General features: G+C 65.0%; 25 protein-coding genes. 10 read left to right on the top strand and 15 right to left on the bottom strand.

Annotated elements, in window-relative coordinates:
* Positions 1 to 236: 236 nt before the first annotated feature.
* Both TO66_RS29150 and TO66_RS29145 read left to right on the top strand, forming a co-directional pair.
* On the top strand, positions 237 to 1,613 hold the full coding sequence (locus TO66_RS29150; RefSeq protein WP_044465497.1) for an L-serine ammonia-lyase: 1,377 nt from the start codon (positions 237 to 239) through the stop codon (positions 1,611 to 1,613).
* 562 nt (positions 1,614 to 2,175) lie between these two features.
* Positions 2,176 to 3,270 carry a GlxA family transcriptional regulator gene (locus TO66_RS29145; protein WP_007925992.1) on the top strand — a complete coding sequence of 365 codons (1,095 nt, stop codon included), beginning with the start codon at positions 2,176 to 2,178 and terminating at the stop codon, positions 3,268 to 3,270.
* Here the strand turns inward: TO66_RS29145 and aac(6') are convergent, their stop codons facing one another.
* The 7 genes from aac(6') to TO66_RS29110 form a co-directional block, all read right to left on the bottom strand.
* A complete protein-coding gene (aac(6'), locus tag TO66_RS29140) occupies positions 3,271 to 3,717 on the bottom strand; it encodes an aminoglycoside 6'-N-acetyltransferase (RefSeq protein WP_044465496.1) in 447 nt (148 codons plus the stop codon). It lies immediately after the preceding gene.
* Between the two features lie 60 nt (positions 3,718 to 3,777).
* The gene (locus TO66_RS29135; RefSeq protein ID WP_044465495.1) at positions 3,778 to 4,038 is read right to left on the bottom strand and encodes a hypothetical protein; all 261 of its coding nucleotides are present in this window, start codon (positions 4,036 to 4,038) and stop codon (positions 3,778 to 3,780) included.
* 366 nt (positions 4,039 to 4,404) lie between these two features.
* A complete protein-coding gene (locus tag TO66_RS29130) occupies positions 4,405 to 5,568 on the bottom strand; it encodes a gamma-butyrobetaine dioxygenase (protein ID WP_044465494.1) in 1,164 nt (387 codons plus the stop codon).
* Between the two features lie 23 nt (positions 5,569 to 5,591).
* The gene (locus tag TO66_RS29125) at positions 5,592 to 6,068 is read right to left on the bottom strand and encodes a thioesterase family protein (RefSeq protein ID WP_044465493.1); all 477 of its coding nucleotides are present in this window, start codon (positions 6,066 to 6,068) and stop codon (positions 5,592 to 5,594) included.
* 79 nt (positions 6,069 to 6,147) lie between these two features.
* Positions 6,148 to 7,113 carry an L-carnitine dehydrogenase gene (locus TO66_RS29120; protein ID WP_044465492.1) on the bottom strand — a complete coding sequence of 322 codons (966 nt, stop codon included), beginning with the start codon at positions 7,111 to 7,113 and terminating at the stop codon, positions 6,148 to 6,150.
* A 138-nt stretch (positions 7,114 to 7,251) separates the two neighbouring features.
* A complete protein-coding gene (locus TO66_RS29115) occupies positions 7,252 to 8,139 on the bottom strand; it encodes a 3-keto-5-aminohexanoate cleavage protein (protein WP_044465491.1) in 888 nt (295 codons plus the stop codon).
* Positions 8,140 to 8,212: 73 nt separating this feature from the next.
* Positions 8,213 to 9,157 carry a choline ABC transporter substrate-binding protein gene (locus TO66_RS29110; RefSeq protein ID WP_044465490.1) on the bottom strand — a complete coding sequence of 315 codons (945 nt, stop codon included), beginning with the start codon at positions 9,155 to 9,157 and terminating at the stop codon, positions 8,213 to 8,215.
* A gap of 193 nt (positions 9,158 to 9,350) precedes the next feature.
* Here TO66_RS29110 and TO66_RS29105 point away from each other — a divergent pair, with 193 nt between their 5' ends.
* Positions 9,351 to 10,298, top strand: a complete 948-nt coding sequence (locus TO66_RS29105) for a GlxA family transcriptional regulator (RefSeq protein WP_044465489.1) — start codon at positions 9,351 to 9,353, stop codon at positions 10,296 to 10,298.
* A gap of 87 nt (positions 10,299 to 10,385) precedes the next feature.
* Here TO66_RS29105 and TO66_RS29100 read toward each other — a convergent pair whose 3' ends face one another.
* The 4 genes from TO66_RS29100 to TO66_RS29085 form a co-directional block, all read right to left on the bottom strand.
* Positions 10,386 to 10,802, bottom strand: a complete 417-nt coding sequence (locus TO66_RS29100) for a DUF3010 family protein (protein ID WP_044465488.1) — start codon at positions 10,800 to 10,802, stop codon at positions 10,386 to 10,388.
* Between the two features lie 33 nt (positions 10,803 to 10,835).
* On the bottom strand, positions 10,836 to 11,162 hold the full coding sequence (locus TO66_RS29095; RefSeq protein ID WP_044465487.1) for a helix-turn-helix domain-containing protein: 327 nt from the start codon (positions 11,160 to 11,162) through the stop codon (positions 10,836 to 10,838).
* Positions 11,143 to 11,397, bottom strand: a complete 255-nt coding sequence (locus TO66_RS29090) for a type II toxin-antitoxin system RelE/ParE family toxin (protein ID WP_044465486.1) — start codon at positions 11,395 to 11,397, stop codon at positions 11,143 to 11,145. Before TO66_RS29090 ends, TO66_RS29095 begins: the two co-directional genes overlap by 20 nt.
* A gap of 206 nt (positions 11,398 to 11,603) precedes the next feature.
* The gene (locus tag TO66_RS29085) at positions 11,604 to 12,005 is read right to left on the bottom strand and encodes a lysozyme inhibitor LprI family protein (protein WP_044465485.1); all 402 of its coding nucleotides are present in this window, start codon (positions 12,003 to 12,005) and stop codon (positions 11,604 to 11,606) included.
* A gap of 241 nt (positions 12,006 to 12,246) precedes the next feature.
* On the opposite strand from TO66_RS29085, the gene TO66_RS29080 reads away from it, so the two are divergent.
* The 6 genes from TO66_RS29080 (at position 12,247) to TO66_RS29055 (ending at position 19,975) form a co-directional block, all read left to right on the top strand.
* Positions 12,247 to 13,224 (top strand): dipeptidase, encoded by a 978-nt coding sequence (locus TO66_RS29080; protein WP_007926352.1) that lies wholly within the window; start codon positions 12,247 to 12,249, stop codon positions 13,222 to 13,224.
* A 78-nt stretch (positions 13,225 to 13,302) separates the two neighbouring features.
* A complete protein-coding gene (locus tag TO66_RS29075) occupies positions 13,303 to 13,833 on the top strand; it encodes a DUF5943 domain-containing protein (protein WP_003228980.1) in 531 nt (176 codons plus the stop codon).
* 15 nt (positions 13,834 to 13,848) lie between these two features.
* Positions 13,849 to 15,909: a dimethylglycine demethylation protein DgcA gene (gene dgcA / locus TO66_RS29070; protein ID WP_044465484.1), complete on the top strand. Its 2,061-nt coding sequence runs from the start codon at positions 13,849 to 13,851 to the stop codon at positions 15,907 to 15,909.
* Positions 15,910 to 16,019: 110 nt separating this feature from the next.
* The gene (dgcB, locus tag TO66_RS29065) at positions 16,020 to 17,969 is read left to right on the top strand and encodes a dimethylglycine demethylation protein DgcB (RefSeq protein WP_044465483.1); all 1,950 of its coding nucleotides are present in this window, start codon (positions 16,020 to 16,022) and stop codon (positions 17,967 to 17,969) included.
* Positions 17,969 to 19,189 (top strand): electron transfer flavoprotein subunit alpha/FixB family protein, encoded by a 1,221-nt coding sequence (locus tag TO66_RS29060; protein ID WP_044465482.1) that lies wholly within the window; start codon positions 17,969 to 17,971, stop codon positions 19,187 to 19,189. The genes dgcB and TO66_RS29060 overlap by 1 nt, the downstream gene beginning before the upstream one ends.
* Positions 19,190 to 19,204: 15 nt before the next feature.
* Positions 19,205 to 19,975 (top strand): electron transfer flavoprotein subunit beta, encoded by a 771-nt coding sequence (locus tag TO66_RS29055; RefSeq protein WP_044465481.1) that lies wholly within the window; start codon positions 19,205 to 19,207, stop codon positions 19,973 to 19,975.
* A gap of 833 nt (positions 19,976 to 20,808) precedes the next feature.
* On the opposite strand, the gene gbcA is transcribed toward TO66_RS29055, so the two are convergent.
* Positions 20,809 to 22,104, bottom strand: a complete 1,296-nt coding sequence (gbcA, locus tag TO66_RS29050; RefSeq protein WP_044465480.1) for a glycine-betaine demethylase subunit GbcA — start codon at positions 22,102 to 22,104, stop codon at positions 20,809 to 20,811.
* 278 nt (positions 22,105 to 22,382) lie between these two features.
* Between gbcA and gbcB the strand changes: the two genes are divergently transcribed.
* The gene (gene gbcB / locus TO66_RS29045) at positions 22,383 to 23,483 is read left to right on the top strand and encodes a glycine-betaine demethylase subunit GbcB (RefSeq protein WP_044465479.1); all 1,101 of its coding nucleotides are present in this window, start codon (positions 22,383 to 22,385) and stop codon (positions 23,481 to 23,483) included.
* Between the two features lie 144 nt (positions 23,484 to 23,627).
* Here the strand turns inward: gbcB and TO66_RS29040 are convergent, their stop codons facing one another.
* The 3 genes from TO66_RS29040 to TO66_RS29030 form a co-directional block, all read right to left on the bottom strand.
* Positions 23,628 to 24,452, bottom strand: coding sequence for an NAD(P)-dependent oxidoreductase (locus TO66_RS29040; RefSeq protein ID WP_044465478.1), 825 nt, complete (start codon positions 24,450 to 24,452; stop codon positions 23,628 to 23,630).
* 134 nt (positions 24,453 to 24,586) lie between these two features.
* Positions 24,587 to 25,411 (bottom strand): nitrilase-related carbon-nitrogen hydrolase, encoded by an 825-nt coding sequence (locus tag TO66_RS29035; RefSeq protein ID WP_044465477.1) that lies wholly within the window; start codon positions 25,409 to 25,411, stop codon positions 24,587 to 24,589.
* Positions 25,408 to 26,853 (bottom strand): cytosine permease, encoded by a 1,446-nt coding sequence (locus TO66_RS29030; RefSeq protein WP_044465476.1) that lies wholly within the window; start codon positions 26,851 to 26,853, stop codon positions 25,408 to 25,410. Before TO66_RS29030 ends, TO66_RS29035 begins: the two co-directional genes overlap by 4 nt.
* Positions 26,854 to 26,877: the final 24 nt, after the last annotated feature.

Raw genomic sequence — 26,877 nt, 5'->3', positions numbered from 1 at the left:
GGTCGCTTACAGCTTTTTTCCGCACTTTTTGTCCCTCTGGACCGTGAAAAAACGGCCAGAATCGCAGGCCCGGGGGCCACGGCGTTGGTGGGCATGAGTGAGTCGGTGTGAGACGTCGAACGACCCTGCAAAAGCTTGATGATGCGCGTATCTCGGCGGACTACTGCTTGAGCGTAGCAGCTTCGCCACCGGGCGTTTTCGGCGCCCGGCGTGTGCTCATCGAGGAGTTCGCAGCAATGGCTATCAGCGTTTTCGATCTGTTCAAAATCGGCATCGGGCCTTCCAGTTCGCACACGGTCGGGCCCATGCGCGCCGCGGCGCTGTTCGTCCAGGCACTGCGCGAGCGAGGCCTGCTGGAGCAGGTGCGGCGCGTCGAGGTCCGGCTGTACGGCTCGCTGTCGGCCACCGGCATCGGCCACGGCAGCGACAATGCCGTGATCATGGGGCTGATGGGCGAATGGCCGGACGCCATCGACCCGTCGCTGATCGGCAGCCGCATCCAGACCCTGCGCGAAACCGACACCCTGTTGCTGGACAGCCGCTTGCCTGTCTCTTTTGTCTGGGCGCGGGACATGCTGCTGCTCGACGAGAACCTGCCGTTCCATCCCAACGCCATGACCCTCGTTGCCGAAGGCGAGGCCGGGGAGTTGCACCGCGACACTTATTATTCCGTGGGTGGCGGCTTCGTGGTCGACCAGGCCCAGGCCAGCAGCGGCGTGGTCGATCTGGATCGCACGGTATTGCCTTACGACTTTTCCAGCGCCGTGGAGCTGCTCGACCTGTGCCGCAAGCACAACCTGCGGGTGGCCGAGCTGATGATGGCCAACGAGAAGGTCTGGCGTTCGGAAGAGGAGATCCGCAGCGGCCTGATGAAGCTCTGGCAGGCCATGCAGGACTGCGTCGAGCACGGCCTGAAACACGAAGGCATCCTGCCCGGCGGGCTGAACGTGCGGCGCCGCGCCGCCAAGCTGCACCGCAGCCTGCAGGAGTTGAACAAGCCCAATGTGATCGGCTCGACCCTGAGCGCGATGGAGTGGGTCAACCTGTTCGCCCTGGCGGTCAACGAAGAGAACGCCGCCGGCGGGCGCATGGTCACGGCGCCGACCAACGGCGCGGCGGGGATCATTCCGGCGGTGCTGCATTACTTCATGCGTTTCAGCGAGGAGGTCACCGACGCCAATGTGGTGGACTTCTTCCTCGGCGCGGCGGCGGTGGGCATCCTGTGCAAGAAGAACGCCTCGATCTCCGGCGCCGAAGTCGGCTGCCAGGGCGAGGTGGGTTCCGCCTGCGCCATGGCCGCGGCCGGGCTGGCGGAGATTCTCGGGGCCACTCCGGAACAGTTGTGCAACGCCGCGGAGATCGGCCTGGAGCACAACCTCGGCCTGACCTGCGACCCGGTCGGCGGCCTGGTGCAGGTGCCCTGCATCGAGCGCAACGCGATTGCCGCGGTGAAGGCGATCAATGCCGCGCAAATGGCGCTGCGCGGCGACGGCCAGCACTTCATTTCCCTGGACCGGGTGATCCGCACCATGCGCGATACCGGCGCCGACATGCACGACAAATACAAGGAAACCTCCCGCGGCGGATTGGCGGTCAGCGCTGTCGAGTGCTGAGGCCTTAACGGCGGGACTGCTGCGCAGTCCATCGCGAGCAAGCTTCGCTCCTACAGATTGTGCGTGACAGTAGGAGCGAGCGGGCGGCGATCCGACTTGCCCGCGATGGGGCCGGATCATTCACGTCTCCCCCCCCCCCCAACCCACTGCTCATAAATTGACCACCCGTTAACCCCCACGCCACCTTTTGGCGCGTCGCAATCAGGTAAGTCGACAGCTTCAGCGGTCAGGTTTTTCCCCCGATCCCGGCCGACGCCCGGCTGTGCTTGCGGTGACACTCTTTTCGCCGGACGTTTCTCGGCGTTCCCACAAGTGCTACCGATTTGCTCACAGCTACCGGGCCAGGGCGTCCCGTGGCCGATCCCGGCGCTTATAACCCGCACATAGCACGTGGCTTATATAGACGCATCGCGACGTCGTTTTCAGGAGTTATTGAATGGCCATTCAAGTTTAGGCATGGCAATTGCTCTGTGATCACAAAGCCCGTCTCCCGTGAGAACGATGGCAATAACAAGAGCCTCCGCCTGAGGCCATCACCCGCTTTGTGTGAGGAGATACCGCGATGACGTCGTTCAACTCCGGGGCCCAACCCCAGAACCGTGCGCCTCAATCCATCGGCTTTCTGCTGCTGGACAATTTCACACTGATTTCCCTGGCTTCCGCAGTCGAGCCGCTGCGCATGGCCAACCAGTTGTCCGGTCGCGAGCTGTATCGCTGGACCACGCTCAGTGTCGACGGCGGCCAGGTCTGGGCCAGCGACGGCCTGCAGATCACCCCCGACGCCTCGATGCACAAAGCGCCCGCGCTGGACACCGTGATCGTCTGCGGTGGCATCGGCATTCAACGCACCGTGACCCGTGAGCACGTGTCCTGGCTGCAGAGCCAGGCGCGCCAGTCCCGCCGTCTGGGCGCAGTCTGCACCGGCAGCTGGGCCCTGGCCTGCGCCGGCCTGCTCGACGGTTTCGATTGCAGCGTGCACTGGGAATGCCTGGCCTCGATGCAGGAAGCCTTCCCGCGGGTGGCCATGAGCACCCGGCTGTTCACCCTCGACCGCAACCGCTTCACCAGCTCGGGCGGCACCGCGCCGCTGGACATGATGCTGCACCTGATCAGCCGCGATCATGGCCGTGAGCTGTCGGCGGCGATCTCGGAGATGTTCGTCTACGAGCGTATCCGCAACGAGCAGGATCACCAGCGCGTGCCGCTCAAGCACATGCTCGGCACCAACCAGCCGAAGCTGCAGGAAATCGTCGCGCTGATGGAAGCCAACCTGGAAGAGCCGATCGACCTCGACGAGCTGGCGGTGTATGTCTCGGTGTCGCGTCGCCAGCTGGAGCGGCTGTTCCAGAAGTACCTGCATTGCTCGCCATCGCGCTACTACCTGAAGCTGCGGCTGATCCGCGCCCGCCAGCTGCTCAAGCAGACGCCGATGTCGATCATCGAGGTGGCCTCGGTCTGCGGCTTCGTTTCCACGCCGCACTTCTCCAAGTGCTACCGCGAGTACTTCGGCATTCCGCCGCGCGACGAGCGCGTGGGTTCCAACACCGCGCAGCAAGTGGCAATGATGCCGATCCCGCAGGCGCTGGTGCTGGCCGGGCCGATGTCGTCGCTGAGCCAGGCGCGCAACGAGTCGACTTTCGCCAGCGTCAGGCTGTAACTACAAACCCTTCCTGAAATACACGACGCGCTCGGTTTCCTCGAAGCCGAGCGCCTTGTGCACGTTCTGGCCGAGCAGGTTGTCCAGGCCGGTGTCCGACGCCATTTCCACGCAGCCATGCTGCCGTCCCCACTGGGCGACGGCCTCGATCAAGCGTTCGGCAATGCCCTGGCGCCGCCATTCGGGGCTGACATACAAACCCTCCAGGAACACCACCGGCGAATGTTCGGTGCCGTTCACGTAGTCGTGGCGCAATGACGCTTCGGCCAACCCCACGGGCTGGTCGTCGGTGGTGTAGGCGAGCAGGTTGATGTAGCGCTGCGGGTGGTTCAGCAGGTCGTTGGCTTCGTCCAGGTGTTCCTGGGCCGGACAGTGCGGCCAGAGGGCCTGGCGCAGGGGCAGCCAGCCGGGTTGATGGGCCGACTGGCAGGGTTCGATGCGAATCATGGTGCGGTTCCACAGGGCAGGGAACCGCACTCTACTCCGGGATTGGCTCCCGGCGAAGGTTCAGGCGCGGTTGTTCTGGTACTCGGCCAGGGCCGGCAACAGCTGTTTGTCGATGGCCTGGCGCACGGCCGGCAGGATGGTCGCATTGCCGGTGAGCATCTGCTCGACCATGCCCTTGAGCGCCTTGGCCCGGGCATCGCTCAAGCCGCGCACGGCACACTCGCAGGCCTGGTCGGCGGTGGCGCCGGCCGGCATTTCGAAACCCAGGGCCCTCAGGTGGCCGAGCAGGTCGTCCTGGTCAATCAGATCCGCGTGCATCATGACTCTTATCCTTATTCCGGGAGCGTGGTCGCGGTTCGATTCTGGTGGCCCACCGGAGCGTCGGCAAGGGCGAATTGTCGCAATGTCCATGATGCCTATGAGCATGTCGTTTTCGGCTAACCCGGCTCGCCGGCGACTGGGCACACTGGACTTCAGCTCGGTCATCGAAGGTTTGGTCACCCTCGTGTCGGCTCCTCAGAAACCCTCCTCAGCCCCGGTCCTGTCACGGCTTGATCGGGGTCTTTTTTTGTCTGGGAGAAAGGTGGCGCCTGGGAGAATTTTCGCGGGCAAGTCGGATCGCCGCCCGCTCGCTCCTACGCTGTGCTGTGTAGGAGCGAGGCTTGCCCGCGATAGGGACGACGCGATCTACCGCTGCAACACCAGGATCCGCGACAGCAACTCGTCGCGGTCGATGTAGCAGCCCTGGAAATGCCGCGCGCCGGTGGCGGGGTCGAAGGCGTTGCGCGCGTGCAGGGTGCGGCGATTGTCGAAGCACCACAGCTCGCCAGGCTCCAGGCGCCGGACCAGGCGAAAGCGCGCCTCGCGAGTCATGGCGATGAAGCGTCGGTAGGCGCGGTAGAGGCGGGGCATGTCGTCCACCGCCGCCTCGAACGGCCCGCGCAGGAAGTTGGCCATGCGGATCTCCGCTACTTCGCCCACGGCGTTCAAGGCGATCACCGGCGCCAGGCAGCGGTAGTCGCTGTGACGGTCCTTGTTGCGAAATTCCACGGGGATCTCGCACAACGCGCGAAAGGCCTCGGGGTCCTCGCGGCGCAAGGCGTCGGCGATGGCGAAACCGTCGACGAAAATGCTTTCGCCGCCTTCGGCGTCGTTCACCAGGCAATGCAGGAACTGCAGGCCCGGTTGCAGTTCGCGGGTCGGCAGGTCGGTGTGCAGCGGCAGGTTGAAGGCGGTGTAGGCGTTGCTGTCGGCATCGGCCTTGGACTGCACATTGAACAGCACGCCGAAATTGCTCTCGCGGATAAACGCAATGCGCCGGGCGACCTGGGCCAGCGACCCCGGCTCGGTGGGCACGCCGCGCACCTGCGTGAGGCCGATGTCGCGCAGGGCCAGCAACCATTGCAGCAGCGCCTGCGGATCGTCCTGCAGCGCCTGGTAGTCGAACACCGGCAGCGGCAACCGGCTGTCCCACAACTGGCTCTGCGGGCGGCGGGCGCGGCGTTCGGCACGGCTGGCGTCGTCATAGGCGTGGGCGCGCAGCCAGCCCGGGTCGAAGCGGCTCTGATGGCCGTCCTGCCAGTCGATGCTCAGGCAACCCTGTGCGTCGATCCGGCTGGCGGCCGGCGCCAGGTCCTCGGCGACGTCGACGATCTCCAGCACCTGTTCGCGGGTCACGCTGTAGACGCATTGCGGGCACGGGCAGTTGTCACGCAGCCACTGATGGTGAAAGGGGCTGGCGCGGCCATCGGCCCACTGCACCTGTACACGGTCCGCCAGGGCTTGTACGGCGGTCAACGCGCTGATCAACGGGTAGCTGCGGAAGTCGGCAAAAGCGGTGGCGGTATTCACGGTGCGGTCCTTTTGCGTGAGGGTTATTTTCCCGCCGGCAGGGCGATCACCCGGCCGATCCAGGCGGGGGCGGGGAGATCGGCCTGGGCCGCGGCGATCGCTTGCAGGCGTTCCAGCACCGGCTCGGTGAACGGCGCCGAGCGTGGGCCGGCGAGGTCGACGTGGAGCAGCATCTGCTCGTTGCCGGCCAGTTCCAGGTCGTCGCCGACTTTGTGCAGGCTGTGGTACAGGTGCAGGCGCTTGCGGTCGTGGCCGATGATCCGGGTACGCACTTCGACCTCGGTGTCGAGCTTCACCTCATGCAGGTAATTGAGGTGCAGCTCCAGGGTGAACAGCGAGTTGCCGCTGGCTTCGCGGTGGTTGCTGTCCATGCCCAGCCGGTCCATCAGGGCGTCGGTGGCGTAGCTGAAGATCAGCAAATAGAAGGCGTCCCGCAGGTGGCCGTTGTAATCGACCCAATCGGGGCTGATGCGGGTGGTGTAGGTGGTGAGTGCGGGCATGTCGTGGGCTCACGGAAATTGGCGTGGCGGGCTGAACCCCTGTAACCGCTGCTGCGTGCAGCGGTTACAGGGATGGGCGTTACTCGCTGAAGCTCATGCCGTGCTTGGCCTTGGTAGTCTTCACCGCGTCCAGCACCGCCAGCAGGCAGTCATCACGATAGCGTTCCAGCGCCGAAATGCTGTGCTGGCCCAACTGCTCGGCGGTGCCCTCGACCACATCGTCGATCAGCTTGTCGGTCAGCTCCGGCGCCGGCAGGTAGGTCCATGGTAGTTGCAGCGCCGGGCCGAACTGGGCCATGAAGTGGCGCATGCCGGCATCGCCCCCGGCCAGGGTGTAGGTCAGGAAGGTGCCCATGAACGACCAGCGCAGGCCGGCGCCGAAGCGGATCGCGTCGTCGATCTCGCCGGTGCTGGCGACGCCGTCGTTGACCAGGTGCAGGGCTTCGCGCCACAGCGCTTCCAGCAGACGGTCGGCGATGAAGCCGGGGACTTCCTTGCGCACGTGCAGCGGGCGCATGCTGAGGGACTCATAGACCTTGATCGCCGCCTGCACGGCCTCGGGGGCGGTGTGCTTGCCGCCGACCACCTCCACCAGCGGCAGCAGGTACACCGGATTGAACGGGTGGCCGACCACGCAGCGTTGCGGGTGGGTGGCGCTCTCGTAGAACTCGCTCGGCAGCAGGCCGGAGGTGCTGGAGCCGATCAGGGCGTCGGGCTTGGCCGCGGCGCTGATCTTGGCGTGCAGCTCCAGCTTCAGTTCCAGGCGTTCCGGCGCGCTTTCCTGGATGAAGTCGGCGTCTTTCACGCATTCCTCGATGGTCGCGACAAAGCGCAGGCGATCCTGCGAGGCGCCCGGCGCCAGGCCCTGCTTCTCCAGGGCGCCCCAGGCATTGGCCACGCGCTTGCGCAGGGCCGCCTCGGCACCGGGGGCCGGGTCCCAGGCCACCACGTCCAGGCCGTGGGCGAGGGCGCGGGACACCCAGCCGCTGCCGATGACACCGCTGCCCAGGGCGGCGAAGGTTTTGATCTCGGTGATAAAGCTCATGGCAACTTTCCTGAAAATAGAAGAGGACGTGTAGGAGCGAGGCTTGCCCGCGATGACGGTGTCAGGTGCCACGCTGGTGTGCGGTCTGTACCGGCGTCATCGCGGGCAAGCCTCGCTCCTACAGAAGGTGTCAGGGGATCAGCCACGCTTGCTCAGGCCCATCCTGGCCCGGCCCTCGGCCGGGGTCAGGACGCGGGCGCCAAGGCGGCTGAGGATCTCGCTGGCGCGCTCCACCAACTGGCCGTTGGTCGCCAGTACGCCCTTGTCCAGCCACAGGTTGTCCTCCAGGCCGACCCGCACGTTGCCGCCCAGCAGCACCGCCTGTGCGGCCATCGGCATCTGCATGCGGCCGATGCCGAAGCCGGCCCAGACCGCGTCCGCGGGGAGGTTGTCGACCATGGCCTTCATGGTGGTGGTATCGGCCGGCGCGCCCCAGGGAATGCCCAGGCACAGCTGGAACAGCGGGTTGTCCAGCAGGCCTTCCTTGATCATCTGCTTGGCGAACCACAGGTGGCCGGTGTCGAAGATTTCCAGCTCGGCCTTCACTCCCAGTTCCTGGATGCGCTTGGCTCCGGCGCGCAGCTGCGCCGGGGTGGACACGTAAATGGTGTCGCCGTCGCCGAAGTTCAGGGTGCCGCAGTCCAGGGTGCAGATTTCCGGCAGCAGTTCCTCGACGTGGGCCAGGCGGGTCAGCGGGCCTACCAGGTCGGTGTTGGGGCCGAACTCCATGGGGTTCTCGCCGGCGCCGATCTCCAGGTCGCCGCCCATGCCGGCGGTGAGGTTGACGATGATGTCCACGTCCGCCTCGCGGATGCGCTCCATCACTTCCCGGTACAGCGCGACATCGCGGCTGAACTTGCCGGTTTGCGGGTCGCGGACGTGGCAGTGGACCACCGTGGCGCCGGCCTTGGCGGCCTCCACCGCGGCGGCCGCGATCTGTTTCGGGGTGACCGGCACGTGCGGGCTCTTGGCGGTGGTGTCGCCAGCACCGGTGAGTGCGCAGGTGATGATGACGTCGTGGTTCATGGTGCGGGTTCCTTACAGGCGTGGTGGGTCGCTGCGCAGCCGGTTGGCGCTGCGCAGACGGAGTCCGGGGTGGTTATTGGCTGGTCAGTTTCAGGTGGTCGGCGGCAGGCTTGCCGTCGAAGGTGGTGACGCCTTCGAGCCAGCGAGCCTTGTCCTGCGGGTGGTCGGCCAGCCATTGCCTGGCCGAGTCCAGGGCGTCCTTGTGGTCGAGCAACGGTTGCATCATCCGGCTCTCGTCCTCGGCGCTGAAGCTCAGGTTGGTCAGCAGCCGGTGCACGTTCGGGCACTGCTCGGCGTAGGCCGGCGCGGTGACGGTCCACACGGTGGCCATGCCTTCGTTCGGGCCCAGGGCGTCGTCGCTGCCGGTGAGGTAGGTCATCTGCACATTGACGTTCATCGGGTGCGGCGCCCAGCCGAAGAACACCACGGCTTCCTTGCGCCGCACCGCGCGATCGACCGCCGCGAGCATGCCGGCCTCGCTGGATTCGACCAGCTGGAACTTGCCCAGGCCGAACTGGTTCTTGGCGATCATCGCCTTGATCTGGGTGTTGGCGCCCGAGCCGGGTTCGATGCCGTAGATCTTGCCGCCCAGTTCCTTCTCGAACCTGGCGATGTCGGCGAAAGTCTTCAGGCCCTTGTCCGCCAGGTAGGTGGGCACGGCGAGGGTGGCGCGGGCGTCCTTGAGGCTGGGCTCGGCCAGTACCTTGACCTGCTTGGCCTCGACGAACGGGGTGATGGTCTGGGTCATCAGCGGGTTCCAGTAGCCGAGGAACAGGTCCAGGCGCTGGTCGCGGATACCGGCGAAAATGATCTGCTGCGAGGCGCTGGTCTGCTTGGTCTTGTAGCCGAGGCCGTCGAGCAGTACCTGGGCCATGGCGCTGGTGGCGATCACATCGGTCCAGTTGACCACGCCGAGGCGCACGTTCTGGCAACTGGCGGCGTCGGCGGCCATGGCGCCGGAACTGAGAAAGACGGTACCGCTGAGTGCCAGGACGCAGCTGCTGATCAGTCGTTTCATGAGGGTTTCCTCGGCAGGTCGTTATTGTCGGTTCCGGCGTCTTCGTGCGCCGGTGATGCCACGTTACGCAGCTGGCGAGCGGTGAAAACGCACAGCGGCGACCGGCTCTTGCACTGCAGCGACCTCGCGTCTTGAACCCCGCGTGGAAACGGCGTATCACAGGGGTCACGCTGCCCGTCACCGAGTGCGTTCCATGTCCCAGGATTTCTATTTCTTGCTGATGCCGGGCTTCTCGGCCATCGGGTTCATCTCGGCCATCGAGCCGCTGCGCGTGGCCAATCGCTTTCGCGGCGAGCTGTACCGCTGGCATGTACTGAGCGCCGATGGCGGCGCGGTGCTGGCTAGCAATGGCATGTCGGTCAACGCCGATGCGGCCCTGGAACCGTTGAAAAAAGGCGCGACCCTGCTGGTGGTGGCCGGCTTCGAACCGCTGAAGTTCGCCAGCCCTGCGCTGGTGCACTGGTTGCGCCGCCTGGATGTGGAAGGCGTGACCCTGGGCGGCATCGACACCGGCAGCGTGGTCCTGGCCGAGGCCGGGTTGCTCGAAGGCCACCGGGTGACCCTGCACTGGGAGGCGATCGAGGCGTTCAAGGAGTCCTATCCGCAGCTGAGCGTGACCCAGGAGCTGTTCGAGATCGACCGGCGGCGTATCACCTCGGCCGGCGGCACCGCGTCCATCGACATGATGCTCGACCTGATCGGCCAGGCCCACGGCCCGGAACTGGCGATCCAGGTCAGCGAGCAGTTCGTGCTCGGGCGCATCCGCCCGCGCAAGGACCACCAGCGCATGGAAGTCGCCACGCGCTACGGTATTCGCAACAAGAAGCTGGTGCAGGTGATCGGCGACATGGAGCAGCACAGCGAGCCGCCGCTGAGCACCCTGCAGTTGGCCGAGTCGATCAAGGTCACCCGGCGCCAGCTCGAGCGCCTGTTCCGCCTGCACCTGAACGACACCCCGAGCAATTTCTACCTGGGGCTGCGCCTGGAAAAGGCCCGGCAGCTGCTGCGCCAGACCGACATGAGCGTGCTGGAAGTCAGCATCGCCTGCGGCTTCGAATCACCCTCCTATTTCACCCGCAGCTACCGCGCGCGTTTTGCCCAGTGCCCGCGGGAGGATCGGCGCCAAAGCCAGAAGGCCTGAGCGGCCGTCTCTGTAGGAGCGTGGCTTGCTCGCGATGCAGGCAACCCGTTGGATCAGGTAGTACGCCATCGCGGGCAAGCCTCGCTCCTACTTCTTCAAGAGGGCGGAGCAGGCGGTCTTGTACGCCTCGTGCTGATACTTGTTCAGCGTCGCCGGCAGGTCGAGATTGTGCTTCTTGACCTGCGCATTGATGGTCTGCGGCGACAGCAGGGTTACCTCGCAGCCGTCCAGCAACTGGAGTACGCCTTCGATCTTGAAGGTGGTCGGGCCGCCGGCGAATTCGCCTTTCTTGCTGCGTTTCTTGATGGCGATGCGGGTGATGCCGTTGTCGCGTACGAAGGCGGCGACCTGGGTGGCGAAGGCCTTGACGTTGGCCGCTTCGTCATCGTCGTCCAGGGCGATTTTCTTGCAGGCGTTGGCCTGGTGGTGCGGTGCGCCGTCTTGCAGGGTGGCGATGGCGAAGATGGCTTCGCTGCCTTTGATCTCGATGCCGCAGATGCTCATGGGAAAACCTTTTCTCGGGGAATGGCGTGCAGCTTACAGTTCCAGCTGGTCGGCGCGAATGCCGAAGGCTGCGGCGATCTTCTCGCGGGTGGCGCGGCGCGGCCGGGCGACGCTTTCCTGCTGGGCGAAGGCCGGCTGGGAAATGCCCAGGCGCCGGGCGACTTCGTCCTGGGTCAGGTGCAGGTGCTCGCGCCAGGCGCGGATTGGCGTCGCGCCATCGACCATGCGGCTGACCACGTCGTGGGGGATCAGGTCCGGCTCCTTTTGCTGCGCCACGTACTGCGCATAGGGGATGACCACGAACGCCGGCTGGCCGTCCGCGCCCTTGATGATCTGGATGTCAGTAGGTGCGTTCGTCACGTTTCTTGACCTCTTGGATACTGACCACTCGGATAGCGCCGTCCCAGTCGAACAGGACTCGATAGTTGCCCACCCGCAAGCGGTAGGCATAGGCATAGCCGCTGAGTGCCTTGACGTTGCCGGTATCGGGCATGTCTTCGAGCAAGGTCACCGCGTCGCGGATCTGTACCTGATGGGCGCTGTGCAATCGCAGCAGTTGTTTGACGGCCTTGCGGGTCCACAGGATGCTGTTCATGAACGAATATAAGCCTTTTATAAGATTAATCAATCTTTGCTTATGTCCGTTCGAATGCCAAGGCGAGAACCTTGTCCGGGTATTGCTCATGGTTTGTTACAGCGGGGAGGGGAGGGAAGCTGGCGAACAAACCCGCTCCTGTCGTAGGAGCGAGGCTTGCCCGCGATGGCGGCATTCCAGCCACCGGAAGGTTTGAAGTCGAGCTGTTATTCCTGCCCGATCGATTCAAGAAACTCCGACCGTTCGTCGCTCATGCGCGCCAGGCAGTCGGCCTGGGCAATGGCGTAGGCCTTGGTGCCGGATTTGGCGGGGAAGGTATCGATGGCGCAATCGGCGTCGCGCTGTTTCTGCCACAGCTGCTGGGCGGCCTGGACCTTGGCGCTGATGTCGGCCAGTTGTGCCTTGTCGCTGCCGTACTGCGTGCCCAGGCGTTCGAGCAGGCCTTGCAGGTTGTCGTTGAGCAGTTGCTCGGCGGTGGTCTTGTTGAAGGTGGCGCATTCCAGGGTCTGTTGGTCCTGTTCGACGCTGTCGCAGGGGGAATTGTCGGCTTCTTCGGCCGCCTGTACGCCAGTCGCCAGCAGGGCCAAAGCCAGGAAGATCGGTTTCATTGCGTCGCCGCCCTCTAATTTTTCCGTGAAGTATCCAGTGGTGCGGCGGATTCTGGCCCATGCGCAGGACAAAGAACAGATGGCTCGAGGGACCCGTGGCAGACCCTTTGTCGCGGATTGACGCTTTCGGCAATTCCCCTGTCGTTTTTGCACCCGGCTGCCCGGGCACCGAGGCATATGCTGGCCCCAAAGCGCCGGCAGACGATTCGGCGCGTGAATTGCCATAAAAGGGGACTGCCTGATGAGCCCAGCCGAATTGCACGCCGACAGCATCGTTATCGACGGGCTGATCATTGCCAAGTGGAACCGCGAACTGTTCGAGGATATGCGCAAGGGCGGCCTGACCGCGGCCAACTGCACCGTGTCGGTGTGGGAAGGCTTCCAGGCGACGGTCAACAACATCGCCTCCAGCCAGAAACTGATCCGCGAAAACAGCGACCTGGTGATGCCGGTGCGCACCACCGCCGACATCCGCAAGGCCAAGGAACTGGGCAAGACCGGCATCCTTTTCGGCTTCCAGAACGCCCACGCCTACGAGGACCAGATCGGCTACGTCGAGGTGTTCAAGCAGCTGGGCGTGGGCATCGTGCAGATGTGCTACAACACCCAGAACCTGGTGGGCACCGGCTGCTACGAGCGCGACGGCGGCCTGTCGGGCTTCGGTCGCGAGATCGTCGCCGAAATGAACCGCGTCGGGGTGATGTGCGACCTGTCCCACGTCGGTTCCAAGACCAGCGAGGAAGTCATCCTCGAATCGAAGAAGCCGGTCTGCTATTCCCACTGCCTGCCGTCGGGCCTCAAGGAACACCCACGCAACAAGTCCGATGAAGAGCTGAAATTCATCGCCGACCACGGCGGTTTCGTCGGCGTGACCATGTTCGCGCCGTTCCTGGCCAAGGGCATCGATTCGACCATCGACGACTACGCCGAAGCCATCGAATACACCATGAACATCGTCGGCGAAGACGCCATCGGCATCGGCACCGACTTCACCCAGGGCCATGGCCAGGACTTCTTCGAATACCTGACCCACGACAAGGGCTACGCCCGCCGCCTGACCAACTTCGGCAAGATCATCAACCCGCTGGGCATCCGCACCGTGGGCGAGTTCCCGAACCTCACCGAGACCCTGCTCAAGCGCGGCCATTCCGAGCGCGTGGTGCGCAAGATTATGGGCGAGAACTGGGTCAACGTCCTCAAAGACGTTTGGGGCGAATAAGCCGCCGCACTTCTGATTCCTTTCCCCCGGCCGTCCGCGCCGGGGGCAACACAGCACATTTTCTGGAGTTAAGTTTCCATGGCCAAGATCGCCCCGCAACTGCCCATCGAAGTCGACAGCGAAACCGGTGTCTGGACCTCCGACGCCCTGCCGATGCTGTACGTGCCGCGTCATTTCTTCGTCAACAACCACATGGGCATCGAGGAAGTGCTGGGCGCCGAGGCCTATGCCGAGATTCTCTACAAGGCCGGCTACAAGTCCGCCTGGCACTGGTGCGAAAAAGAAGCCGAATGCCACGGCCTGGAAGGCGTCGCGGTGTTCGAGCACTACATGAAGCGCCTGTCGCAGCGCGGCTGGGGCCTGTTCAAGATCCAGGACATCGACCTCGACAAGGGCACCGCCAGCGTCAAGCTCGAACACTCGGCCTTCGTCTATGTGTACGGCAAGGTCGGGCGCAAGGTCGACTACATGTTCACCGGCTGGTTCGCCGGCGCCATGGACCAGATCCTCGCCGCCCGTGGCAGCAAGATCCGCACCGTCGCCGAACAGGTCTACGGCGGTTCCGAAGAAGGTCACGACGATGGCCTGTTCACCGTCAAGCCGTTGTAAGCGGAGTTAAGAAAAATGGCTTTCGAAGCGATGTTCCAGCCGATCCAGATCGGCAAACTGACCATCCGCAACCGCGTGCTCAGCACCGCGCACGCCGAGGTCTACGCCACCGACGGCGGCATGACCACCGACCGCTACGTGAAATATTACGAAGAGAAGGCCAAGGGCGGCATCGGCCTGGCGATCTGCGGCGGCTCGTCGGTGGTGGCCATCGACAGTCCGCAGGAATGGTGGAGCTCGGTGAACCTGTCCACCGACCGCATCATCCCGCACTTCCAGAACCTGGCCGACGCCATGCACAAGCATGGCGCCAAGATCATGATCCAGATTACCCACATGGGTCGGCGCTCGCGCTGGGACGGCTTCAACTGGCCGACCCTGATGTCGCCGTCGGGCATCCGCGAACCGGTGCACCGCGCCACCTGCAAGACCATCGAGGTGGAAGAGATCTGGCGGGTGATCGGCAACTACGCCCAGGCCGCGCGCCGGGCCAAGGCCGGCGGCCTGGACGGCGTCGAGCTGTCTGCCGTGCACCAGCACATGATCGACCAGTTCTGGAGCCCGCGGGTCAACAAGCGGACCGACGAATGGGGCGGCAGTTTCGAAGGCCGGATGAAGTTCGGCCTGGAAGTGCTCAAGGCGGTGCGCGCCGAAGTCGGCGACGACTTCTGCGTGGGCATGCGTATCTGCGGTGACGAATTCCACCCGGACGGCCTGTCCCACGAGGACATGAAGCAGATCGCCAAGTATTACGACGACACCGGCATGCTCGACTTCATCGGCGTCGTGGGCTCGGGTTGCGACACCCACAACACCCTGGCCAACGTGATTCCGAACATGAGTTATCCACCGGAGCCGTTCCTGCACCTGGCCGCCGGGATCAAGGAAGTGGTCAAGGTCCCGGTGCTGCACGCGCAGAACATCAAGGACCCGAACCAGGCTACCCGTATCCTGGAAGGCGGCTATGTCGACATGGTCGGCATGACCCGCGCGCATATCGCCGACCCGCACCTGATCGCCAAGATCAAGATGGGCCAGGTCGACCAGATCAAGCAGTGCGTGGGCGCCAACTACTGCATCGACCGTCAGTACCAGGGCCTGGATGTGCTGTGCATCCAGAACGCCGCGACCTCCCGTGAATACATGGGCGTGCCGCACATTATCGAGAAATCCACCGGGCCGAAACGCAAGGTGGTGATCGTCGGGGCCGGCCCGGCGGGCATGGAATCGGCGCGGGTGGCGGCCGAGCGCGGCCACGATGTGACCCTGTTCGAGAAGAAAGAAGCCATCGGCGGGCAAATCACCACCGCCGCCAAGGCGCCGCAACGCGACCAGATCGCCGGCATCACCCGCTGGTACCAGCTGGAGCTGGCGCGGCTGAAGGTCGACCTGCGCCTGGGCACCGCGGCCGACGCCGCGACCATTCTCGACCTGCGTCCGGACATCGTGGTGCTGGCCGTCGGCGGGCATCCGTTCCTCGAGCAGAACGAACACTGGGGCGCCGCCGAAGGGCTGGTGGTCAGCAGCTGGGACGTGCTCGACGGCAAGGTCGCGCCGGGCAAGAACGTGCTGGTCTACGACACCATCTGCGAATTCACCGGCATGTCGGTGGCCGACTTCCTTGCCGACAAGGGCAGCCAGGTCGAGATCGTCACCGACGACATCAAGCCGGGCGTGGCCATCGGCGGTACGTCGTTCCCGACCTACTACCGCAGCATGTACCCGAAAGAAGTGATCATGACCGGCGACATGATGCTGGAAAAGGTCTACCGCGAAGGCGACAAGCTGGTGGCGGTGCTGGAGAACGAATACACCGGCGCCAAGGAAGAACGCGTGGTCGACCAGGTGGTGGTGGAGAACGGCGTGCGGCCTGACGAAGCGCTCTACTACGCGCTCAAGGAAGGCTCGCGCAACAAGGGCCAGGTCGATGTCGAGGCGCTGTTCGCGATCAAGCCGCAGCCTTCGTTGAGCCAGGCGGGCGACGGTTACCTGCTGTTCCGCATCGGCGACTGCGTGGCCCAGCGCAACACCCACGCGGCCATCTACGACGCCCTGCGGATCTGCAAGGACTTCTAAGAACAGCTGCAAGCCGCAAGCGGCAAGCTACAAGATCACAGCAGAACTGCGTCGCTGCTCATTCTTGCAGCTTGTAGCTTGCAGCTTGCACCTCGCCAGAGGTGACTCTGATGTTAAGCACCCTTCTTCCCATCCTGCTGTTCGCCGCCCTGGGCCTTGCGGTCCTCGGCGCGCTGCGGCGGGTGGCCATGTGGCGCCGGGGCCGCGCGTCCAAGGTCGACCTGATCGGCGGCCTGCTGGCCATGCCCAAGCGCTACATGGTCGACCTGCACCACGTGGTGGCGCGGGACAAATACATCGCCAACACCCACGTGGCCACGGCCGGTGGCGCGGTGGCGTCCATCGTCCTGGCGATCCTGGTGCATGGTTTCGGCCTGCATAACCGCATCCTGGGTTATGCGCTGCTGCTGATGTCGGCGGTGATGTTCGTCGGCGCGATCTTCGTCTACCGGCGCCGGCGCAACCCGCCTTCACGGCTGTCGAAAGGCCCGTGGATGCGCCTGCCCAAGAGCCTGCTGGCGTTCTCGGCGTCGTTTTTCCTGGTGACCCTGCCGGTGGCCGGGATCCTGCCGGAAAACTTCGGTGGCTGGCTGGTCGCCGCGATCCTCGGCATCGGTGTCCTGTGGGGTGTGTCCGAGCTGTTCTTCGGCATGACCTGGGGCGGGCCGATGAAGCACGCCTTCGCCGGTGCCTTGCACCTGGCCTGGCACCGCCGCCCCGAGCGCTTCGGTGGCGGCCGCTCCACCGGCCTCAAGCCGCTGGACCTGGAAGACCCGAACGCCCCGCTGGGGGTGGAAAAACCCAAGGATTTCACCTGGAACCAGCTGCTGGGCTTCGATGCCTGCGTGCAGTGCGGCAAGTGCGAAGCCGCGTGCCCGGCGTTTGCCGCCGGCCAGCCGCTGAACCCGAAAAAGCTGATCCAGGACATGGTGGTTGGCCTGGCGGGCGGTACTGACGCCCAGTTCGCCGGTAGCCCGTACCCCGGCAAACCGATTGGTGAACACAGCGGCAACCCGCACCAGCCGATCGTCAACGGCCTGGTGGACGCCGAGACCCTGTGGTCCTGCACCACCTGCCGCGCCTGCGTCGAGGAATGCCCGATGATGATCGAGCACGTCGATGCCATCGTCGACATGCGCCGGCACCTGACCCTGGAAAAAGGCGCGACCCCGAACAAGGGCGCCGAAGTCCTGGAAAACCTGATCGCCACCGACAACCCGGGCGGCTTCGCCCCGGGCGGACGGATGAACTGGGCGGCGGACCTCAACCTGTCGCTGATGAGCGAAAAGACAGCCACCGACGTGCTGTTCTGGGTTGGCGACGGCGCCTTCGACATGCGCAACCAGCGCACCCTGCGCGCCTTCGTCAAAGTGCTGAAGGCGGCCAAGGTCGACTTCGCCGTGCTCGGCCTGGAAGAGCGCGACAGCGGCGACGTGGCCCGGCGCCTGGGCGACGAGGCGACTTTCCAACTGCTGGCCAAGCGCAATATCCAGACCCTGGCCAAATACAGCTTCAAGCGCATCGTCACCTGCGACCCGCACAGCTTCCACGTGCTGAAAAACGAATACGGCGCCCTGGGCGGCAACTACCTCGTTCAGCACCACAGCACCTACATGGCGGAAATCATCCAGGCCGGCGCGTTGAACCTCGGCCAGCACAAGGGCGACAGCGTGACCTATCACGATCCGTGCTACCTGGGCCGCTACAACGGCGAGTACGAGGCTCCCCGCCAAGTGCTGCGGGCCCTGGGCATCGAGGTCAAGGAAATGCAGCGTTCGGGCTTCCGCTCGCGCTGCTGCGGCGGTGGCGGCGGCGCGCCGATCACCGACATCCCGGGCAAGCAGCGGATCCCCGACATGCGCATGGAAGACATCCGCGAAACCGGCGCCGAGCTGGTGGCTGTGGGTTGTCCACAATGCACGGCGATGCTCGAGGGCGTGGTCGAACCGCGGCCGCTGATCAAGGACATCGCCGAACTGGTGGCCGACGCGTTGCTCGAAGACGCCGCGTCGGGCAAACCGGCCGCCCCGGCCAAACGTGAACCTGCGGAGGCCCACTGATGAGCGACATTATCCGCCGCGACCCGCGGGCCGAGTGGATCGCCCGCAACCGCCTGCACCCGCTGCACGCGGCCATGCAACCGGCGCAGCACAGCTGGATGGGGCCCAACGGCATCATCCGCAAGAACCCCCACGGGATCGGCTTCATCGGCCCCAACGGCATCAAGCGCATCGACCGCAGCGGCGCCCAGCAGGGCGGGGCGGTCAAGCGCAGCGCCGCGGTCGAAGTGCAACTGCCGCTGCATCAGGTGGCTGCACCTGCGTTCTACATCGGCGTGGTGCCGGACATGGTCGGCGGCCGCCTGAGCAGCCACGACCGCGACCTGCTGGGGCTGGCCCACCAGTTGGCCGGCAAGGACGGTGCGGTGCTGGCGGTGGTGTTCGGCGAACACAAGGAAAGCGCCTTCGCCACGGCGGGCGTCGACCGCCTGCTGGTGCTCGAGGGCGACGAATTCAGCGGTTATGCACCGGAGCAACGGGTGCAGGGCCTGCGGGCTGTGGATAACCAGTTCAGTCCGCGCCACTGGTTGCTGCCCGACAGCCGTACCGGTGGTGGCGAGCTGGGCCGGCGGTTCGCCGCGGCCCTGGGCGAACGCCCGGCCACGCGGGTCTGGCAGGTCAAGGACCAACAGTGCGTCGGCCGTGCCGGCGCTGGCCTGCAGGACCTGGCACGGCCCGTGGCGCGGCTGATCCTGGCCGCCGCCGAATGCGCCGAGCCGGTCAGCGAAACCCGTCACGAAGCCTTGTCCGTGGAGTTATCCACAAGCGTGGCGCGCAGCCTGGCGCGGATCGAAGACCTGGGCGCGGTGGCTGTGGACCCGGCGGCGATTCCCATGGCCGAGGCCGAATTCATTTTCTCCGGCGGCAACGGGGTCAAGGACTGGGAGCTTTTCCACAGGACCGCCGCGGCCCTTGGGGCCACCGAAGGCGCCTCCCGGGTGGCGGTGGACGACGGCTTCATGGCCCGCGATCGCCAGGTCGGCGCCTCGGGCACCTGGGTCACGGCGCGGGTGTATGTGGCAGTGGGGATTTCCGGGGCGATCCAGCACCTGCAGGGCATCGGCGCCTGCGACAAGGTGGTGGCGATCAACCTCGACCCGGGCTGCGACATGATCAAACGCGCCGACCTGTCGGTGATAGGCGAGAGCGCCGAGCTGCTGCAAGCCTTGATCGCGGCGGTAGAGGCCTACCGCAACGGCGCCAAGCGCGATGCGGCTTAAGGGAAGGACAGAGTTATGAGTACCAATGTGATCAGCCTGGTATCCATCGGCGCCCACCCGACTTCCGGTCGGCCGCGGCGCGCCGAGCAGGATGCGCGGGCGGTGGAGCTGGGGCTGCAACTGGCCGGTGACCGCTTGCAGGTGCTGCACGCCGGCGACATCGCCGAGCCGGCGCTGCGCGCCTACCTGGGCATGGGCCTGGAACAGATGCACGTGCTGGAGCAAGCGGCCGGGGCCGATGCGCTGCCGGCCCTGACCGACTATTTGCGCGATGCCGGGGCACAAGTGGTGCTCACCGGCAGCCAGGCGGAAACCGGCGAAGGCTCGGGCATGCTGCCGTTCCTGCTGGCGGAGAACCTCGGCTGGCCGCTGGTGGTGGGCCTGGCCCAGGTCGAGTCCATCGATGGCAGCGTGGCCCTGGTGCTGCAAGCCCTGCCGCGCGGCCAGCGGCGCCGCTTGAAGGTACGCCTGCCGTTCCTCGCCACTGTGGATAACGCCGCGCCCAAGCCACGGCAGAGTGCCTACGGTCCGGCCCGCCGGGGGGTGCTGCAGGCGCGCCAGGTGGAAGTGGTCGAGGACGAGCTGTTCGCCAGCGCCACCCTGCAACCGGCCAAACCCCGGCCCAAGCGCCTGAAGGTGATCAAGGCCAAGAGCGGCGCCGACCGCATGAAAGCCGCGACCGCCAAGGCCAGCGGCGGGGGCGGCCAGGTGCTCAAGGGCGTTAGCGCCCAGGCCGGAGCCGAGGCCATTCTCAAGCTGTTGATCGAAGAGGGCGTGGTCCGCTAGGGCTGCGCCAGCCGTACTGCCGCTATCGCGAGCAAGCTTCGCTCCTACGGGGGCGTCGCTTGCGTTGCTGTTTCCACTGTTACTCACAATCCCTGTGCGCCCCTCTGTGGATAAGATGTTCGTGCCTCGCTGAAACCCCCGCCAATCAAGCCCTGCAGACGCTTGTACAAAAAACGATCAGGCTAAGTTGAGGTTTTTCCTGGGGTTTTTGGCGTTCCTCGAACGTTTTCCGGTGCTCGAGTTGCCCCCAAAGTCTGTTGGCCTTTTTGTGGATAAGATGTTCGCCATCCGCTGGACGCCTTATAGATAGCGGCTTTCAAGGGGTTGATCAAAAAACAGCCAAAACCGCGATTTCCCCTCGTCGGGCCCGCTACACCCGGCTGATTTCGCGTTGCGCAGCGGTTTTCCACAGGACCAGGCCCAGTGCATCGAAGTTGCCCCCAAAGTCTGTTGGCGCTTCTGTGGATAAGGTGTTCGCCTTCCTCTGCGGGCCTTTGAAATCCTGGCTTGTAGAGGATTGTTCAAAAAACGATCAAGGCCGTGCGGAAAAGACCTTTCTGGATAAGTCACGGATTTTCTTCAGATTCCGCCCCTGAATCTGCTGGCGGAAAGTGGAGTTGCCCACATTTGCTGTGGGTGGAGATGTGGATAACTTGTTCGCGGAAGGCTGGAGGCCTTGTCGGCCATGGTCGGGAAGGGGGTAGATCAGATTTTGTACAGCGACTTCGTCCTGGTAGGAGCGAAGCTTGCCCGCGATGAACGATAACCCGGTGTGTCAGATGCACCGGGTTGCGTTCATCGCGGGCAAGCCTCGCTCCTACAGGTTGGGGGGATCAGCCCTGGACCTGCACGCCCTTGAGGTAAGGGGCCGGTTCGGCGCCGAGGTTGCTCAGCATGCGTTCGCTGTACCAGTCGATGAAGTTGACCACACCGAACTCGTAGGTCTTGGAGTACGGGCCGGGCTGGTAGGCGGTGGAGTTGATGCCGCGCTGGTTCTCTTCGGCCAGGCGACGGTCCTGGTCGTTGGTGGCGTCCCACACCTTGCGCATGTTTTCCGGGTGGTAGTCCACGCCTTCGACGGCGTCCTTGTGCACCAGCCACTTGGTGGTGACCATGGTTTCCTGGGCGCTGATCGGCCACACGGTGAACACGATCATGTGGTCGCCCATGCAGTGGTTCCACGAGTGCGGCAGGTGCAGGATGCGCATCGAGCCCAGGTCCGGGTTCTTGATCCGGCCCATCAGCTTCTGGCAGGCCTGCTTGCCGTCCATGGTCATCGACACGGTGCCCTTGAGCAGCGGCATGCGCACGATACGGTTACGCAGGCCGTGGCTCTTGTGCAGGTACGGGATCTTCTCGGCTTCCCAGGCGGCGGCGGAGGCCGCGACATGGTCCTTGAACGCCTGGTCGGCGCGCGGGTCGTTGGTGTCGTCCCACTCCAGCAGGGTCTTGAGCAGTTCCGGGTGCGAACCGTTGCAGTGGTAGCACTCGCGGTTGTTTTCCAGCACCAGTTTCCAGTTGGCTTTCTCCATCAAGGTGGTCTGCACCGCCACCTTGGTGTTTTCCATGTCGTAGGGCTCCATGTAGTGAGCCAGGGTCGCCAGGAAGTCGTCGATGGCCGGCGGGTTCTCAGCCAGCGAAATGAAGATGTAGCCACCGGCGGTCTTCACGTTCACCGGCTTGAGGCCGTATTGCTTCATGTCGAAGTCGGCGCCCATCTCGGTGCCGGCGAACAGCAGGCGGCCATCCAGCTCGTAGGTCCATTGGTGGTAGTGGCAGACCAGCTTGGCGACCTTGCCCTTCTCGCTGGTGCACAGCCGCGAGCCGCGGTGGCGGCAGACGTTGTGGAAGGCGTGGACCACGCCGTCGGCGCCGCGGATGACGATGATCGGGTTCTTGCCGATCTGCAGGGTCAGGTAGTTGCCCTTGGTCGGGATCTCGCAGGTCATGCCGGCGATCAGCCATTCCTTCTGGAAGATCTCCTGCATGTCGATATCGAACAGGCGCTCGTCGCAGTAGAACGGCTGCGGCAGGGAGAAGGTCCGCTCGCGTTCTTGAAGCATTTGCGCGGTGGCCTTGCGTGCGGGTTCCAGCGGATCGCCCAGGCTCAGGGTTGCGGTGACGTCCATCGTTTTATCCTCGAGGCCATCTGTGTGGCCGGTGAAAGTGGCTACGGTTGCGGCGCAAGGCTGGAATCCAGCTGTTATCAGTTGGGGCGAGTGTGGGGCCGGCGCGCCCCGGAACCTTATCCATGGGCGACATGGTGCAATCTGTTCCCGACGCGCCAGGCCCGGTGGTTGGGGGCTGGTCGCGATAAGCATGTGAATGTCGCGGATAGGTAAATGGGCGTTCATGGGCCTGCGCACAATCGCCACATAAAGGCCGGCAGTCGGCCGTGGAGAACAGCATGTCCAACACCTTCCTGAATCCGGTAACCACCCAGACCTGGGCCAATGGCCGACACATCGTCCGTTGCGTCAAAGTCATCCAGGAAACCTGGGACGTGCGCACCTTCTGCTTCATGGCCGACCAGCCGATCATGTTCTTCTTCAAGCCGGGCCAGTTCGTCACCCTGGAACTGGAGATCGAAGGCCAGCAGGTCATGCGCTCCTACACCATTTCCAGCTCGCCCTCGGTGCCCTACAGCTTCTCGGTGACCATCAAGCGTGTGCCGGGCGGCAAGGTCTCCAACTGGCTGCACGACACCCTGCACGAAGGCCAGGAACTGGCAGTGCACGGGCCGGTGGGGCTGTTCAACGCCATCGACTTCCCGAGCCCGAAAATCCTCTACCTCAGCGGCGGCGTCGGCATCACCCCGGTGATGTCCATGGCGCGCTGGTTCTACGACACCAACGGCAATGTCGACATGGTGTTCATCCACAGCGCCCGTTCGCCGAAGGACATCATCTATCACCGCGAGCTGGAGCACATGGCGTCGCGGATCGACAACTTCAGCCTGCACCTGATCTGCGAGAAGCACGGCCTGGGCGAGCCCTGGGCCGGTTACCGCGGCTACCTGAACCACAAGATGCTGGAACTGATGGCGCCGGACTTCCTCGAGCGCGAAGTGTTCTGCTGCGGCCCGACGCCTTACATGAACGCGGTCAAGCGCCTGCTCGAAGCCGCCGGCTTCGACATGTCGCGCTACCACGAGGAATCCTTCGGCGCGACCCCGGCGGAAGCCCGGGCCGATGCCGTGGAACAGGCCGAACAGGCAGCCGAGGCGCCGGAAGTCGACGCCGCCGACCTGCATCAGGTGGAATTCACCGCCTCCGGCAAGAGCATCCGCGTGGCGCCGGGCGAGACGGTCCACGCCGCTGCGGCCAAGCTTGGCCTGATGATCCCCAAGGCCTGCGGCATGGGCATCTGCGGCACCTGCAAGGTGCTCAAGCTGGGGGGCGAAGTGGAGATGGACCACAACGGCGGCATCACCGAGGACGACGAAGCCGAAGGCTACATCCTGTCCTGCTGCAGCGTGCCGAAGGGCGACGTGCGGATCGAGTATTGAGGGCTACACCTTTCCCAGGTTGTACCGCGCCTGTAGCCGCTGCCGAAGAATGAGGCTGCGATCGACTGCGCAGCAGTCGCAAACCCTGAGCCCCCGGTGCGTCTGACCTACCGAAGTGCCGGGTCCGCGGCTGCTGCGTCGCGCTCAATCGACAAACAAATCGGTCATCAACGCTTCGCTGCTGTCGGGATCGAAGCGGTAATGGCCGAATTCGCTCACGCCCTGCTCGCGCAATATGTCCTCGTCGATCAACAGCCGCCCGGTGATGCGCCGCTGGCTGCTGCACAGGATCGCGTGGGTCGCGTCGGCCATGATCGCAGGCGTGCGCGCATGCTTGAACGATTCGCGCGAACCCAGCTGAAACTCGATGGCGGCGGTGGCGATCATGGTCTGCGGCCACAGCGAGTTGACGCTGATGCCGTAGAGCCGGAATTCCTCGCTCATGCCCAGGGTCAGCATGCTCATGCCGTATTTGCTGACGGTGTAGGGGCTGTACTGGGCGAACCATTTGCTCGCCAGGTTCAGCGGCGGGGACAGGTTGAGAATGTGTCCGTGGCTGGCTTTCAGGTAGGGCAGGGCCGCCTGGCTGCACAGCAGCACGGCGCGGGTGTTGATCTGATGCATCAGGTCGAAGCGCTTGAGCTCGATATGCTGCACGCCGGTCAGCTTGATCGCCCCGGCATTGTTGACCAGGGCATCGATGCCGCCGAAATGCTCGGCCGCCCGGGCCAGGGCCTGGCGCACCGCCTCTTCGTCGCGCACGTCCACCTGCAGGGCCAGGGCCTTGCCACCCGCCGCCTCGACCTCCCGGGCCACGCTGAAGATGGTGCCGGGGAGCTTGGGGTGGGCCTCGGCGCTTTTCGCCGCGATCACGATATTGGCCCCGTCCCGCGCTGCCCGCAGGGCGATCTCGCGACCGATGCCACGGCTGGCGCCGGTGATGAACAGGGTCTTGCCTTGTAGGGACATGAATGCGCTCCTGATTGTTGGCGTTATCCGAGCGGGTACAGCGGCTCGCCAGTCAATCTAGTTCATGTCCGATGATGCGCACGGTCAGGGGCGAAACAAGGTTTGTCGCGGGTTGCCCCGCGACGGGCAGGGGCTCAGTACAGCGCCGGGCGACGGTCGCGATGCACGTGGTTGTGCTCGCTGATGTGCTTGTGCCGCGCGTCTGCCAGGGGCAGGTCCGCCAGCAGCAGTTGCTCCCCTGGGTTGCGGGCGCCGCCGGCCAGGGGGTAGCCGTCGGCATCGACGATCAGCGAGCCGCCGACCCAGCCCACGCCGCGCTCGTCGCCGCAGCGGTCGCAGGCGGCGATGAACATGCGGTTGACCGCCGCGTTGGCCTGGACCCGGACCATTTCCGCCGGGCGTTCGCCAACGGGGCGCGGGCCGTCGGGCCAGTTGACCGGCGCGCAGAGCAGCGCGGCGCCGGCCAGCGCCGGCAGGCGCACCCATTCTGGGAACTCCAGGTCGTAGCAGATCATCAGCGCAATGGCGCCAAAGCGCGTCTCGACCACCGGCGGCGGCTGGTCGCCGACGGTGAATACCAGGTGCTCCCGATCCCACAGATGGGCCTTGCGGTAGACCGTCACGCGCCCCTCGGGCTCCACCAGCGCGGCGCTGTTGGCCACTTCCGCGGCATTCAGGCGCTCGCAGAAGCCGCCGACGATCACCACTTGCAGCTCCGCAGCCAGGGTTTTCCACAGGCTCAGCGTCGGCCCGTCGAGGTCTTCGGCCAGCGCCAGCGCTTCCTGGCGATCGTGGAACACGTAGCCGCTCTGCACCAGCTCCGGCAGCACGATGACCTGGGCGCCCCGGGCTGCGGCCTCGCGGATCGCGCGCTGGGCCAGGCCGCGGTTGTAGTCGAGTTCGCCGACCCGGGGGGCCACCTGCTGGCAGGCGACTTTCAGGTGCTGGGTCGCAGTCATTGTTCAGCTCCTTCCAATTGGCGTTCGCTGGCCTGGATCGCCTGGCGCTCGGCGTCCAGGTCCAGGCCCCGGCTCAGGGCCCAGTAGGCTACCCCGGCCACGGCCAGCCCGACGACGAAGGCGATGTCCGCGCCGTCCAGCGCCCGGGAGACGGGCCCCTGGTAGAAGCTCAGCGACATGAAGGGAATCATCGCGAGCAGGCCAAGGAAATAGGCGACCAGGCCGGGCATGGCCCAGCGGCCATAGATCCCGGACGGGTTGAAGATGTCGCGGATGGCGTAGTGACCTTTGCGCACCACGTAGAAGTCCGCCAGGTTGACCGCGGTCCAGGGCACCAGGAAGTACAGCATCAGCAGCACGAAGGTGTTGAAGCTCGCCAGGTAGCTCTCGGGGATGTTCATGGCGATCAGGAAGATCACCACCGCCACCAGGGCGATGCCCACCACGCGGCTCTTGAGGTTCGGCTGGATCTGCAGGAAGCCGTCGATGGCGCTGATGCCGGTGAGCATCGCGCCGTAGCAGTTGACCGCCATGATGCCGACCAGCGCGGGCACGGCGATTAGCACGGTAAAGGTGCCGAAGCCGGGGATCACCTGGTTGCCGACCTCGCGCACGCTGCCGATGGCGTCGGGCGACGGCAGGGCGGAGGCGAGGAAGGCCCCCAGCGACATCAGCCACAGGGCCGAGCCGGCGGCGCCCAGGTAGGTCCAGAAAATCACCTGGCGCGACGGCGTCTTGTGCGGCAGGTAGCGCGAGTAGTCCGAGACATACACCGAATAGCTGATCTGGTAGCCGGCGGCCGCCGACAGCTGGATCAGGAAGGCCGACCAGGAAAAGTGCGCGCCGGCCACGGCGGAGTCGGCCTGCAGGGTCATCAGGGCGCTGATGGTCAGCACGGTGAAGACGCTGATCATCAGGTAGGTCAGCCAGCGCTGCACGGCGTGCAGCAGGTCGTGCCCGACCACGGCGATGATAACCGCCAGGACGATCATCAGGCTGTACCAGGGCGCCCGTGCGCCGGGCACCACGGTGTTGATGGCGTCGGTGGCGAGAATCACGTTGAACACGTTGAAGCCGATGTAGACGAACACCACCGCGGTGAAGGGCACGATGGCGCCGCGCAGGCCGAATTGCGCCCGCGACTGGATCATCTGCGGCAGGCCCATGCGCGGCCCCTGGTTGGCGTGGAAGGCCATGCAGAAGGTGCCCAGGCAGACACCGATGACGATGGCCAGGATCGAGTAGTACAGGCTCAGGCCCAGGGCCGCGCCGGTGAAACCGGTGACCATGGTGGTCAGGACGAAGTTGCCGGTGAACCAGAACGGCCCCTGGTGCCAGACCTTGCCGTGGCGCTCGTGGCGCGGCACGTAGTCGATGGAGCGGGTCTCGATCTTGAGGCCGGGGGAGGCGGCTCTTGGCGTTGCAGCAGGCAGGCTGGTCATGGGGTCGTTGCCTTTGTTTTTATA

The organism is Pseudomonas sp. MRSN 12121 (assembly GCF_000931465.1).
Taxonomy (GTDB): Bacteria; Pseudomonadota; Gammaproteobacteria; order Pseudomonadales; family Pseudomonadaceae; genus Aquipseudomonas.
Note: the sequence above shows the minus strand (reverse complement) of the source record. Positions and strands in the feature narration are given on the sequence as shown.